This is a genomic window from Williamsia herbipolensis (assembly GCF_036153515.1).
In the GTDB taxonomy this organism is placed as follows: Bacteria; Actinomycetota; Actinomycetes; order Mycobacteriales; family Mycobacteriaceae; genus Williamsia_A; species Williamsia_A herbipolensis.
Genome location: NZ_CP108021.1, coordinates 1,248,212 through 1,260,705, shown reverse-complemented (window position 1 = coordinate 1,260,705; position 12,494 = coordinate 1,248,212). Strand labels below are relative to the sequence as shown.

The window sequence follows — 12,494 nt, the reverse complement described above, 5'->3', positions numbered from 1 at the left end:
TACAGTCACACCTGGGGAGGGGGCAGTCCATGAGCGACCTCGTGACGAAATACGCTGCCCTGCAATCTCTCGTGGCAGAGATCGCTGCGGAGACCGCAGACGCCCACGACGTCGAGACCGTCGCACAATTGGCGATCGACCACCACACCGTTGTTCGCCAATTCGAGTCCATCGGTAACCAGCGGATCCTCGAGGTCTCCGACCGCGACGCCCACCGCGCCGTGGGATGCGTGACGGTCAGCGAGTTCCTGCAGACCAAGCTGCGCATCACCCACCCGAAGAAACGCCTGCAGGCAGTGCAGGCGTTGGAGCCCATGCACGCGATGACCGGTGAGAAACTGCCGCCCGTCTGCCCGAACACGGCGCGAGAGTTGGCCGCCGGCACCATCGGTCCCGACCACGTCCACGCTGTGTTGGACGTATTGGCCAAGATTCCCGCAGCGGTCGATGCCGAGCAGCGTGCGCGTGCAGAGCAAACCCTCGCTGAGTTCGCGACCACGTTGACACCGAGGGAGATCGGCGCCGCCGGCGTGCGGTTGTTGGCGCATCTCGACCCCGACGGGCAACTGACCGACGACCGCGATCGGGCACGGAATCGGAAGCTGAACCTCGGTTGCCAGGACTCGCAGTTGATGTCGAAGCTGACCGCGACGCTGGATCCGATCACGCGAGCGCTGTTCGACGTCGTTGTGGCGAAGTGGGCCGCGCCCGGGATGAACAACCCCGACGACGACCAGTCACCGAAGGGTGATCACGGCGACGCCGATCCGGAGCTGCTGAAAGAGGCAGCCGACCGCGACTACCGCTCGCAGAGTCAGCGGAACCATGACGCGTTCAAGGCGCTGTTGGAGGCTGCGGTGAACGGTGGCCTGCTCGGTGGGTCGCATCGTGGTTTGCCGCCGCAGATCATCGTGTCCATCACCGACGCTCAACTGCGCGAGCATGCCGGTGTAGCGCGCACCGTCGCCGGTTCTGACCTCCCGATCAGCGACGTCGTGAAGCTGGCCGCCGACGCCCAGCCGCATCTCGCTGTGTTCAGCGATGTCACGAACGAACCGCTGTTCTTCGGCCGCAATCGTCGCCTCGCGTCCCAGGCACAGCGGTTGATGGCCTTCGCGCAGTACAAGGGTTGCAGTAAAGACGACTGCATGACGCCGTTCGCTCACACCGAGATGCACCACGCCGAAGCCGATTGGGCCGACGGCGGACTCACCGACTCGCCACACGTGGCACCGGCGTGCGGGCGCCACAACCGTGCCGTCGGATCCGAACCGCATCAGTGGTCGACCGAGAAGATCACCGAGGGCCCTGACCGCGGACGGTATGGCTGGAGACGCAACACCGACCCACCCGAAAAGCTCCGCGCCAACCATCTGCACCGGATCGACGAACTACTGCACCAGGATTCGCCCGACATCGTCGAACCACCACCGCCGGTCAGCGACATCGAACACCAGCTCGCCCACCTAGCGGCCGAGCGGCTCCCGCGTGCCCCGCGCATCGACATCGTCTGGCCTCGGTGGCCGATCACCTGGGCGGCGTGAAGGCCGTCAGCTCTTGGGTGCGTCGAAGAAGTAGACCTCGCCGAGGTTGGTGGCCGTGGCGACACGACCCGACGACGACACCGCCACACCGGTCGTGAACCCGACCGCCTGTGGGAGATCGAGGGTCCGCTTCGTGGTGCCGTCGGTCGCCGACACCTCGAGGAGTTTCAGGGCCTTGTCGTCGCCCGCCCGGACCACCGTCCACAGCGTCTTCGCCGACGTCAGCGCCGAGAGGCTCACGGTCTGCAGATCGGTGCGCTGCCAGGCCGCCTCGGCCTTGTCGCCGCGATCGCGGATGGCCCGCAACGGCGCCCCGATCACCCCGGTCGGCACGATGGTGCCGTCCGGTGAGACCGTCATCGTGCCGAATCCGTACCCGCCGATGAAGAAGTCCCACTTGCGCTTACCGGTCGCGGCATCGAGGGCGTAGATGCTGCCCAGCCGGTCGAACACGTACAGCGTCTTCCGGTCGGCCGACAGCGTGGGTGTCCCGATCACGCCGCTCGGGATCTGCGTCGTCCAGCTGTCGCGCAGCGCGCGGTCGCCGTTGACCTCGCTGTAGCTCAGGGCCCGCACCTCCGAGGCGATCGCGCCCTGCGGCCAGAAGTTCAGATAGAACCGCTGTGCCTGTTCGTCGACGGCAGGACTCGCCCCGATCGCACAGTTGGGACCGGCCGAGACGCAGTCGCCGAGACCGAACGACGGCTGCGACGCGTCGGCGTCAGGACGCAACGACACCCCCGGCGCCACCGCCTGACCGGTCTGCGAATCCAACAGCAGCACCTGCCCCTGGGTCGTGGTGACCAGCACCGTGCCGGGCCCGGCGAACTTCGCCGACACGGGCACGCCGACGGTGGGGAAGCGCCACCGGATCCCGCCGCTGCCGGTGTAGGCCAGGAACAATCCGGCCTCACCGAGGTACACGTTGTCGTACTGGTCGACGAGCATCGAGTTCAGCTCGACCCCGGCGGTCATCCGCTTGCAGAAGTTCTTCCGACCGGCGCGCGAATCGAGCACGAAGACATTGCAGCCGTTGTCGGTTCGGGACGTGACACCGACGTTCTGGCGACCCGAGATGGTCAACGGCGCCGAGATCGGCCCGCCGGTCGGCCTGGTCCACGACAACGTGAGATCGTTCGGCGACGTCGGGTACGCGAAGTTCGAGTTCGAGGCGTTGCCGCCGTAACTCGACCACCCCGCGCTCGGGATCGACCGCACGTCGTCGGTGCCGTCGGAACACGAGCTGATGGCCACCGCGGCGACGGCGAGCACCGCTGCGACACGGGCCACTGCCGCGGCCCGGACGGACCGTCGCGTTCGGGGGTGTCGCATGGTGCTCCTGTCTGATCGACCGACGGTGAGCCTATCGCGAGGCGCGTCGGCCCCGGCTCAGGCGGTGACACGCCTGGAGTTAGGGTGTGAGCCCATGACGAGCATGTGGAACGCCTCGCTGCGTTCGCGACGACGCGCCGGACGGCGTCGCGACCCTGCTCAGACGCGATTTCTCACCCTCGACTCGCTGCGCTGGGTGATCAGCCACCACGCGTGGACGCCCTGGTACCTGGTGCGATACGTGCGTCTGTGGCGTTTCCGGATGGCCAACCCGCACATCGTGTTGCGCGGCATGGTGTTCCTCGGCCGCAACGTCGAGATCCACGCGACACCCGAACTGTCCCGCATGGAGATCGGTCGGTGGGTCCACATCGGGGACGGCAACTCCATCCGATGCCACGAGGGATCGCTGAGGATCGGCGACAAGGCGGTGTTCGGGGCGAACAACGTCGTCAACGCCTACCTCGACGTCGAGATCGGTGCCTCCACGCTGGTGGCCGACTGGTGCTACATCTGCGACTTCGACCACCGCATGGACGACATCACCGTCCCCATCAAGGACCAGGGCATCGTGAAGGGCCCGGTCCGTATCGGCCCCGACACCTGGATCGCGGCGAAGGTGTCCGTGCTGCGCAACACCATCGTCGGACGCGGCTGCGTGCTCGGCTCGCACGCCGTGGTGCGTGGCGTGGTCCCCGACTTCTCCATCGCCGTCGGTGCGCCGGCGAAGGTGGTGCGCAACCGCGCCGAGGCGTGGGAGCAGGGGGCGGCGCAACGCGCCGAACTCGAACGCGCGTTGGCCGACATCGAACGCAAGAAGGCCGCGGCCCGCACCTCCTAGACCGGCTCCTTCCGGCTGTGTCGACCGCTCAGCGGAGCAGCTTGATCTGACCGGCGTCGAGCATCGAGGCGAACATCTCCTCCAGCGACTCCTGCATGGGACGATACGAGATCCCCAGCGCGGAACGACTCTTCGAGCTGTCGAGTCGCAGCGGCCGTCCCGAGCAGCGCTTCACGAAACGTCGGTCGCGACCCACGAACGGGGCGACGGCCACCAGCACCGGGATCGGCAACGGGAAGCGCGGGAGCGGACGTCGACGGCCGAAACGGGGCAGGAGCGCCTTGCCCATCTCGAGCAGATCGGTGTCGGCCGCGGACAGGATGTGACGGCCCTTCGCGTCGGGCGTGAACGCAGCGCGGACGTGCGCGGCGGCGACCTCACGGACGTCGACGACGCCGATCTTGATGCGCGGCGCACCGAACGCCATCATCCCGTTGCCGAGCTGGCTGACGATCGCGAAACTCTCCGAGGTGGGGTTCGGTCCGATCGCGGGTCCGATCACCAGCGACGGGTTGATCACCACCAGATCCCACCGCGACTGCGCCTCGGCGATCTCCCAGGCCTTCTTCTCGGCCAGGGTCTTCGACAGGTTGTAGGGCTCGTAGTCGAGGGTCGCCGAGGTGTTCCAGTCGTCCTCGGTGAGGGTGCCGCCGGCGCGCTCGCAGTCGACGGCATCGGTGTAGATCGCGGCCACCGAACTGGTCAGCACGACGCGGCGGACCGACTCGGTGCGGTTGGCCGACTCGAGCACCGTGCGCGTGCCCTCCACCGCGGGGTCGACGAGTTCCTTCTGCGGATCCTTCACCGCCGTGGTGAACGGAGAGGCGGTGTGGAAAACGATCGAACACCCGGCCATGGCGTCGTCGTAGGAGCCGTCGCGGAGCAGATCGGATGCGAAGAAACGGATCTCGCCGGGGGCGTTGTCGGCGAGTCGACGCAGATGCGCGGTCTTGCGCTCGTTGCCGGGGTCGCGGACCGCGGCGTGCACGGTCACCCCGGCGTCGAGCAGATCGGAGATCAGCCACCCGGCGACGTAACCGGTGGCCCCGGTGACCAGAACAGGCGAGGTGGTGTCGATGTCGAAGTCCATGCGTGCAGGCTATCCGCCTGTGGTGGCCGCGCGACTACGGCTTCTCGACATCCCGATCGGGTAGGGGACGTTCCACAATCGACGGCCGACCCAGGTTGTGACGGATCCTGCGCTTGGCCCCGGTCAGCACCTCGGCGGTGCGTTCGGCGATCAGCGGCCACGAGAACTCCTCGGTGAGCCGATCGCGTGCGTTGCGGGCGCGACGCTGCGCCGCGGCCGGGTCGTCGAGCACCGCGCGCACCGCGGTCGCCAACCCGGCGATGTCGCCCGGTCGGAAGCTCGACCCGGTCAGCCCGTCGGTGACCGCCTCGCCGAGACCTCCGGCGGTCGACGCCACGAGCGGGGCGCCGGTCGCCGCAGCCTCCAGGGCCACGATCCCGAACGGCTCGTAGCGGCTGGGCAGGACGATGGCCTCGCACGCCTGCATCAGCGTGATCAACCCGTCGTGGCCCACCGGTCCCGCGAACGCGACGGCACGCGACACCCGGTGGCGACGGGTCAGCTCGCGCAGCCACGCCTCCTGGGTGCCGTCGCCGGCGATGGTGAGCGTCGTCCCCGGGTGGGTGCGACGGATCCGGGGCAGGGCCGCGATGAGGTCCTGGACGCCCTTCTCGTACTCGAGACGACCGGCGTAGAGCAGCGTCGGGGGCCCACCGCCGACACGGCGCGGCGCGTACGGCCACGTGGTGATGTCGATCCCGTTGTGGATGGTGTGGATCTCGGCGAGCTCGGGCCCGAACAGTCGGGTCACCTCGTCGTGCATCGACGCCGAACAGGTGATCAGCGCGTCGGATTCGCGCGCGAGCCACCACTCGACCGAGTGCACCTGACGGTTGATGGTCCCGCTGACCCAGCCGCTGTGGCGACCCGCCTCGGTGGCGTGGACGGTCGCGACGAGCGGGACGTCGAAGAACTCGGCGAGGGCGATCGCGGGATGGGCGACGAGCCAGTCGTGGGCGTGCAGGACGTCGGGCCGCCACGCCTCCCCGTCGCGGGACCGGATCCGCAACCCGGCACGGATCATGCTGTGCCCCATGGCCAGTGTCCACGCCATCATGTCGTCGCTGAAGTCGAAGGCGGGCGGGTCCTCGGCGGCGGCGATGACGCGGACCCCCTCGGCCACGACGTCGGTGGAGGGGTGGCTGACCGCGTCGGATCCGGTCGGCCGACGCGTCAGCACGACGACGTCGTGGCCGGCCGCGGCCAACGCGACGCTGAGCTGGTGGACGTGGCGACCCAGTCCGCCCACCACCACCGGCGGGTACTCCCACGAGACGACCAGGATCCTCATCGCGACCCCGGGCTCGCCGCGTGCACGGTCATCGGGGCAACCGCCGGGCGTCGAGACCGCCGAAAAGCGTGTCGGCGCGGTGCCAGTCCTGCGCCAGACGCGCGGCGAGCCGCTCGCGCCCGGTCGCCGCCGCGCGGGCGATCTCCCGGGTGGCATGGGCGTGCTTGTGGGCGCGGTCGCGTGCGTAGCCCGCGGCGGAGTCCTTCGACACCATGAACGCCCAGTCCGACGCCACCGTCATCAGGGCCTCGCGCAGGATCTGGTCGGACACCCGGTCGCGGGTCCCGCGGGAGGCGTCGAGCCGCTTGTCGACGGTGTCGAGCGCGGTGCGGACCACGTCGCGGTTGAGCTCGACGAGATCGGTGACCGCAGGTCCGTCCCACACGCGCCAGTCCTTGCCCGACCCCCACGACGACGGTCCGAGATCGACCGGGGTGCCGACGAATCCCCGGGTCCGGGCGTCGGCGAGAGTGCCGACGCGGACACCGATCTCGGGCAGCCGGCGCAGCACCGCCTCCAGCCACTGCGGGCCCTCGTGCCACCAGTGACCGAACAGTTCGGTGTCGAAGGCCGCGACAACGAGGGCCGGCCGTCCGATCCGTGCCGACTCGTCGATCAGCCGCTCCCGGACCCGCTGTGCGAAATCCTCGACGTGGGTGGCGATCGCGGCCTGCGCGCGCTCGGGGTCGTAGGGAGCCTTGTCGGGCCCGGCGACACCGCGACCGGTGACACGGGCGGGTTTGAGCCCGAAATCGTGGTCGTAGGTGTGGAAGTCGCGGTAGGCGGCGTGGCCGGGATATCCCGATCGCGGCGACCACACGCGGTAGCTGATGTCGAGATCCCGCCCGAACGCGACGACGTCGGAGCCGCCGACGGGGCGACCCAGTGCGGTGTCGCCGTGCAGGGCCGGTCCGTCGACCATGAAGTGGCAGACGCCCGCGGCGTCGTACTCGGTCTCCATACCGGGCGCGAAGGCGCACTCGGGAGCCCATATCCCCCGCGGCGTCGAGCCGATCCGGGCGGCTGTGTCGGCGAGACCCTCGGCGAGGGTGAACCGACGCAGGCGGGGATCGAGGAGCGGTGAGAACGAGTGCGCCAGTGGACCGCCCAGCACCTCGACGGTGTCGGCGTCGACAAGGGCGCGCAGACCACCGGATCCGCCGTGGCGCCAGTGGGTCTCGAAGTCGGCCAGGGCGGCGTCGGCGTCCCGGAACTCACGACGGCCCAGTTCCGCCGACGCCGGGCCCGCGGTCGCGGCCTCGGCGGCACGCAACTGCCACGACGCCAGCCACTCGTGCATCGCCGACAGGCAGTGGGGGTCGTCGAGCGCGGCGGCCAGCACGGGGGTGACACCGAGGCTCATCTGACCGGTGAACCCGTCGGCGGCCAATCGGCGCAGCACCGCGAACAGGGGCTGATACGACCCGGCCCACGACTGGTAGAGCCATTCCTCGCCCACCGGCCATCGACCGTGGTGGGCCAACCACGGCAGATGCGAATGCGCGACGAGGGTGAACTGCCCGGGGACCTCGTCGGCGCCGGAACGCGGCGTCACCGCAGGACGGCGACCGCGAGGAGATCCAGACTGGCCTCGATGTCGTCCGGGTGGATCTCGAAGTCGCTGGTGCGGATGCTGCCGACGTCGGCGGTCAGGGCGACCGGCCACGGTTCGCCGGCGAGCGCGCGGTCGATCTGGGCGTCGATGAACGAACCGTTCCACCGTTTGTCGAGCGCGCGCAGGGCCGGTCCGTGGTGGACGCCGAGCATCGAGGTGATCTCGAAACCGTTGTCGGTGAGCAGATCGCGCAACTCGGCGGGGTCGAGCTCGCGGGTGTGGAACGGGTTGAGCGGGGTGTCGCGCCCGGGGGAGAAGGTGATGCGGTTCGGGGTGCTCATGAACAGAGTGCCGCCCGGGCGCAACACGCGAGCGCACTCGCGGACGAACAACGGCTGATCCCAGAGGTGCTCGATCACCTGGAAGTTGACGACGGTGTCGACGGAGTCGTCGGGAAGCGGCAGGTCCACGAGGTTGCCGCGGTGCACGACGAGGCGCGGGTAGCGGGCGCGGGCGTGATCGACGGCGGTGGCGTCGTAGTCGACGCAGATGACCTCGGCGGCGACGTCGGCGAGCATGTCCGCGCCGTAGCCCTCGCCCGAGCCCGCCTCGAGCACCGTCGCGCCGGCACATGCGTCGAGGACATGGGTGTAGGCGATCTCGTGGCGACGGAACCAGTAGTTCTCCTCGGCGATGCCGGGCGCGGTGCGTTCACCGGTCAGCACCATGGTCTGCGCGGCGGGGTCCGCCGCCGCGGATGCCTGCGCAGCCGAGGTCCGGGCAGCAAGGCCGACGTCCTCGGTGGTGTTCGTCATCGGGGCGTTCGTCATTCGGGGGAGCCTAGTGGCATCCACCCCGGAGGCGTTGCGAGTGTCCCGGTCGCCGCCGGTGTGAGCGAAGTCTCCGACCGCCGCCCGACCTGCTACTACGCGGTGTCCTACAGGGCCGGATATGGGGATACAGTGGAAGGGAGCGCTTTACCTTACCGGGCAGTAAGTTTACGGTGAGTTCACGAATTTCCGAGCTGGAGGTCGATGAGGACCATGACGAACATCGTCGTTTTGATCAAGCAGGTTCCGGACACCTGGTCCGAGCGCAAGTTGTCCGATGGCGACTACACGCTGGACCGCGAGGCCGCCGACGCGGTGCTCGACGAGATCAACGAGCGCGCCGTCGAGGAGGCGCTCCAGATCAAGGAGTCCAGCGGTGGCGAGGTCACCATCCTGTCCGCCGGTCCCGAGCGGACCACCGACGCCATCCGCAAGGCGTTGTCGATGGGTGCCGACAAGGCCATCCACATCAAGGACGACCAGATGCACGGCTCCGACGCCGTCCAGACGGCCTACGTCCTCGCGCGCGCCCTGGGCACCGTCGAAGGCGTCGAGCTGGTCATCGCCGGCAACGAGGCGACCGACGGCCGCGGTGGCGCGGTGCCGTCGATGATCGCCGAGTACCTCGAGCTCCCGCACCTGACGCACCTGCGCAAGCTGACCGTCGAGGGCGACACCCTCACCGGTGAGCGCGAGACCGACGAGGGCATCACCCACGTCGAGTCGTCGCTGCCCGCGATCGTCAGCGTGAACGAGAAAATCAACGAGCCGCGCTTCCCCTCGTTCAAGGGGATCATGGCCGCGAAGAAGAAGGAAGTCCAGGTCGTGAGCCTGGCCGAGATCGGCGTCGAGTCCACCGACGTGGGCCTCGACAACGCGGGTTCGACGGTCACCTCGTCGGTCCCCAAGCCGCCGAAGACCGCGGGTGAGCGGGTCACCGATGAAGGCGACGGTGGCACCAAGGTCGCCGAGTACCTCGTCGGCCAGAAGATCATCTGACCCCCGACACCCGACACACACAGGAGCGTAAGAACATGGCAGAAGTACTGGTACTCGCCGAGCTGGACGCCGAGGGTGCACTGAAGAAGGTCACCTCCGAGCTCATCACCGCGGCGCGTTCGCTGGGTAGCCCGTCGGTCGTCGTCGCGGGCAAGCCCGGGACCGCCGACGCCGTCATCGACGGTCTCAAGGAGGCCGGCGCGGAGAAGGTCTACGTCGCCGAGTCCGACGACGTCGAGGGCTACCTGATCAGCCCCAAGGTCGACATCCTCGCCGCCGTCGCCGAGCAGGCCTCGCCGGCCGGCATCATCGTCGCGGCCAACGCCGACGGCAAGGAGATCTCGGGCCGTCTCGCGGTGCGCCTCGGCTCGGGCATCCTCTACGACGTCGTCGAGATCAAGGACGACAAGACCGGCGTCCACTCCATCTTCGGTGGCGCGTTCACCGTCGAGGCGCAGCCCAAGGGCGACATCCCGATCTACTCGATCCGCCCCGGTGGCGTCGAGGCCGCACCGCAGGCCGGCGCCGGCGAGCGCGTCGACGTCGAGGTTCCCGCCCCGGCCGCGAACGCCGTCAAGATCACCAAGGTCGAGCCCATCGTCGGTGGCGACCGTCCCGAGCTGACCGAGGCGTCGATCGTCGTCTCCGGTGGCCGTGGCGTCGGCAGCGCCGAGAAGTTCTCGGTCGTCGAGGATCTGGCCGACTCGCTCGGTGCCGCCGTCGGTGCCTCGCGCGCCGCCGTCGACTCCGGCTACTACCCGGGTCAGTTCCAGGTCGGTCAGACCGGCAAGACCGTGTCGCCGCAGCTCTACGTGGCGCTCGGCATCTCCGGTGCCATCCAGCACCGCGCCGGTATGCAGACCTCGAAGACCATCGTCGCGGTCAACAAGGACGAAGAGGCACCCATCTTCGAGATCGCCGATTACGGCATCGTGGGCGACCTGTTCGACGTCGCGCCGCAGCTGACCGAGGCGGTCAACAAGCGCAAGTGATGACCTGATCACCACCGTCTCCACCGTGTGACCCCCGGCCCTCGGCCGGGGGTCACACGCATGTCAGGCCTCATTCACCCTGGCCGGGGGAGTTCATCGGGTCTCCATCGACACGACACTCGACCGGTGCTGCCGTGTCCGGTTCGGCAACTAGACCTGTGGCCATGGGCAATTCACCGATCTCCACGCTGCGGCGACCGGTCCGCGGGACAGCGCAGCCCCTGCTCGCCGGGTCGCGTTACGCGCTGTCGGTCTCGTCGGCACCGGCCGATGTCGAGGCCGCCCAGCGCCTGCGCCACGCCGTGTTCTCGACCGAGCCGGGCTTCGACGGCTCCATGGACCACGCGGTCGACGGACGCGACGTCGACCGCTTCGACGAGCACTGCGACCACGTCGTCGTCCGACACCTGCCCGGTGACGAGGTCGTCGGGTGCTACCGGATGCTGCCGCCGCCCGGCGCCATCGCGGCGGGTGGTCTCTACACCGCCACCGAGTTCGACCTACGCGCGCTCGAGCCGATCGCCGCCGAGACCGTCGAGATGGGACGGGCGTGTGTGGCGCCGGCCCACCGCTCGGGCGCGGTGATGTCACTCATGTGGTCGGGCATCCTCCGCTACCTCGATCTCGCCGGCTACCGCTTCGTCGTCGGGTGCACCTCGGTACCGGTCGACCCCGGCGACGGCACCGCGCCGGGTGCGGTCGTCCGCGCGGTCCGTGACCTCGTCAACGCCCGCCACCGCGCACCGTGGGAGGTCCACCCGCTGCGGCCCGTCGTGATCGACGGTCGCGCTCTCGACGACATCGCCCCCGCGGTCGGCACCCCCACACCACCGCTGCTGTCGGGGTATCTGCGCATCGGCGCGCAGATCTGCGGCGAACCGGCCCACGACCCCGACTTCGGGGTCGCCGATTTCGTCACCGTGCTCGACACCACGCGGGCCAACATCCGATATCTCGACCGACTGCGGTCGGCCGCCGACGCCGCGCAGGCGTGAGCAGAGAGGCAGTCATGACAGACGTCACGCACCACCGGATCACCCCCGACGAGGTCACCCCGATCGAGGCGGCCGCCCCCGCCCGGCACGCCTGGTTCCCCTCGAGCCCCTGCGGCGCGGGCTGCATCACCGCCGCACCCACCACGCGCGGTCGGGGCGCGATCGCACTGCGCATCGTCGCGGTGGCGGCCACCGTCGGCTGGCTCGTGCCCGTCGGTGCGATGGTGCAGCTGCTCCCGCGTCCGCTGCGACGGCGGTTCATCCGGGTGGCCGCACGGTCGCTGCTGGGGGCACTGGGCATCGGTGTCGAGATCGACGATCGTCGGCCGTTCGCCGGCCGCGGAGCGGGCCTCGTCGTCGCCAACCACACCTCGTTCCTCGACATCGTCGCCATCGCGACGGTCGTCCCGGCCCGCTTCGTCGCGAAGTCCGAACTGCAGGGATGGCCGGTGATCGGCGGGTTGGCGCGACGGCTCGGCGTGATCGGCATCCACCGGGAGTCGTTGCGGCAGTTGCCCACAGTGCTCGATCAGATGGTCGCCGGGCTCCACGCCGACGACGCCGTGGGCGTCTTCCCCGAGGGCACCACGTGGTGCGGTCGGTCGGGCGGGCGTTTCCGTCCCGCGCTGTTCCAGTCGGCCGTGGACACCGGCGCGTCGGTCCTCCCGATGCACGTCGGTTTCCGCGCCGGTGGCCGCGACATCTCGACGATCCCGGCGTTCATCGGTGACGACGACCTCCTCGACACGGTGCGGCGCATCCTCGCGACCCGCGATCTCACCGTCTGCGTGCGCCTGCACGAACTGCAGTTCCCCGGCACCGACCGCCGCGAGCTGGCGGGGCGCTGCGAACGCCTCGTGTTCGGACCGGTGTCGTTGCCGCCCGCCGCCGCCGACCTCGATCGGGTGCACGCGCTGACCCTCGCCGGATGACCCCTGCCGGATGACCCGGTGAGCGCCGCGGGCCGCCCGTGGCCCGCGGCACACCGACGGCCGAAATGTTCGGGGCCTGCGCACCGTTATCCT

11 protein-coding genes are annotated in these 12,494 nt (G+C 69.5%); 6 read left to right on the top strand and 5 right to left on the bottom strand.

Annotation, left to right across the window (positions count from 1 at the left end):
- Positions 1-29 precede the first annotated feature (29 nt).
- The gene (locus OG579_RS05740) at positions 30-1,544 is read left to right on the top strand and encodes a DUF222 domain-containing protein (protein ID WP_328858403.1); all 1,515 of its coding nucleotides are present in this window, start codon (positions 30-32) and stop codon (positions 1,542-1,544) included.
- A 6-nt stretch (positions 1,545-1,550) separates the two neighbouring features.
- Here the strand turns inward: OG579_RS05740 and OG579_RS05735 are convergent, their stop codons facing one another.
- Positions 1,551-2,876 carry an outer membrane protein assembly factor BamB family protein gene (locus OG579_RS05735; RefSeq protein ID WP_328858402.1) on the bottom strand — a complete coding sequence of 442 codons (1,326 nt, stop codon included), beginning with the start codon at positions 2,874-2,876 and terminating at the stop codon, positions 1,551-1,553.
- 94 nt (positions 2,877-2,970) lie between these two features.
- Between OG579_RS05735 and OG579_RS05730 the strand changes: the two genes are divergently transcribed.
- Positions 2,971-3,717: an acyltransferase gene (locus OG579_RS05730; RefSeq protein WP_328858401.1), complete on the top strand. Its 747-nt coding sequence runs from the start codon at positions 2,971-2,973 to the stop codon at positions 3,715-3,717.
- Positions 3,718-3,745: 28 nt separating this feature from the next.
- Here OG579_RS05730 and OG579_RS05725 read toward each other — a convergent pair whose 3' ends face one another.
- Genes OG579_RS05725 through OG579_RS05710 form a run of 4 tightly spaced genes read right to left on the bottom strand, consistent with a single transcriptional unit; the run spans position 3,746 to position 8,468 of the window.
- Entirely contained in the window at positions 3,746-4,807 is a 1,062-nt protein-coding gene (locus OG579_RS05725) for an NAD-dependent epimerase/dehydratase family protein (RefSeq protein WP_328858400.1), read from the bottom strand.
- A gap of 34 nt (positions 4,808-4,841) precedes the next feature.
- On the bottom strand, positions 4,842-6,098 hold the full coding sequence (locus OG579_RS05720; protein ID WP_328858399.1) for a glycosyltransferase family 4 protein: 1,257 nt from the start codon (positions 6,096-6,098) through the stop codon (positions 4,842-4,844).
- Positions 6,099-6,126: 28 nt separating this feature from the next.
- Positions 6,127-7,653, bottom strand: coding sequence for a glycoside hydrolase family 57 protein (locus OG579_RS05715; RefSeq protein WP_328858398.1), 1,527 nt, complete (start codon positions 7,651-7,653; stop codon positions 6,127-6,129).
- Entirely contained in the window at positions 7,650-8,468 is an 819-nt protein-coding gene (locus OG579_RS05710) for a class I SAM-dependent methyltransferase (protein ID WP_408068803.1), read from the bottom strand. Before OG579_RS05710 ends, OG579_RS05715 begins: the two co-directional genes overlap by 4 nt.
- A 228-nt stretch (positions 8,469-8,696) precedes the next feature.
- On the opposite strand from OG579_RS05710, the gene OG579_RS05705 reads away from it, so the two are divergent.
- The 4 genes from OG579_RS05705 (at position 8,697) to OG579_RS05690 (ending at position 12,401) form a co-directional block, all read left to right on the top strand.
- Positions 8,697-9,482 (top strand): electron transfer flavoprotein subunit beta/FixA family protein, encoded by a 786-nt coding sequence (locus OG579_RS05705; protein ID WP_045823397.1) that lies wholly within the window; start codon positions 8,697-8,699, stop codon positions 9,480-9,482.
- Between the two features lie 35 nt (positions 9,483-9,517).
- Positions 9,518-10,474 carry an electron transfer flavoprotein subunit alpha/FixB family protein gene (locus tag OG579_RS05700; RefSeq protein WP_055790368.1) on the top strand — a complete coding sequence of 319 codons (957 nt, stop codon included), beginning with the start codon at positions 9,518-9,520 and terminating at the stop codon, positions 10,472-10,474.
- A 164-nt stretch (positions 10,475-10,638) separates the two neighbouring features.
- A complete protein-coding gene (locus OG579_RS05695) occupies positions 10,639-11,469 on the top strand; it encodes a GNAT family N-acetyltransferase (protein ID WP_328858397.1) in 831 nt (276 codons plus the stop codon).
- Between the two features lie 14 nt (positions 11,470-11,483).
- Positions 11,484-12,401: a lysophospholipid acyltransferase family protein gene (locus OG579_RS05690; RefSeq protein ID WP_328858396.1), complete on the top strand. Its 918-nt coding sequence runs from the start codon at positions 11,484-11,486 to the stop codon at positions 12,399-12,401.
- The last annotated feature ends 93 nt before the right edge of the window (positions 12,402-12,494 follow it).

Excerpts from the sequence above, each read along its gene's own strand:
- OG579_RS05740 (WP_328858403.1), top strand. The coding sequence starts at position 30 with ATGAGCGACCTCGTGACGAAATACGCTGCCCTGCAATCTCTCGTGGCA.
- OG579_RS05735 (WP_328858402.1), bottom strand. The coding sequence starts at position 2,876 with ATGCGACACCCCCGAACGCGACGGTCCGTCCGGGCCGCGGCAGTGGCC.
- OG579_RS05730 (WP_328858401.1), top strand. The coding sequence starts at position 2,971 with ATGACGAGCATGTGGAACGCCTCGCTGCGTTCGCGACGACGCGCCGGA.
- OG579_RS05725 (WP_328858400.1), bottom strand. The coding sequence starts at position 4,807 with ATGGACTTCGACATCGACACCACCTCGCCTGTTCTGGTCACCGGGGCC.
- OG579_RS05720 (WP_328858399.1), bottom strand. The coding sequence starts at position 6,098 with ATGAGGATCCTGGTCGTCTCGTGGGAGTACCCGCCGGTGGTGGTGGGC.
- OG579_RS05710 (WP_408068803.1), bottom strand. The coding sequence starts at position 8,468 with ATGACGAACACCACCGAGGACGTCGGCCTTGCTGCCCGGACCTCGGCT.
- OG579_RS05705 (WP_045823397.1), top strand. The coding sequence starts at position 8,697 with ATGACGAACATCGTCGTTTTGATCAAGCAGGTTCCGGACACCTGGTCC.
- OG579_RS05700 (WP_055790368.1), top strand. The coding sequence starts at position 9,518 with ATGGCAGAAGTACTGGTACTCGCCGAGCTGGACGCCGAGGGTGCACTG.
- OG579_RS05695 (WP_328858397.1), top strand. The coding sequence starts at position 10,639 with ATGGGCAATTCACCGATCTCCACGCTGCGGCGACCGGTCCGCGGGACA.
- OG579_RS05690 (WP_328858396.1), top strand. The coding sequence starts at position 11,484 with ATGACAGACGTCACGCACCACCGGATCACCCCCGACGAGGTCACCCCG.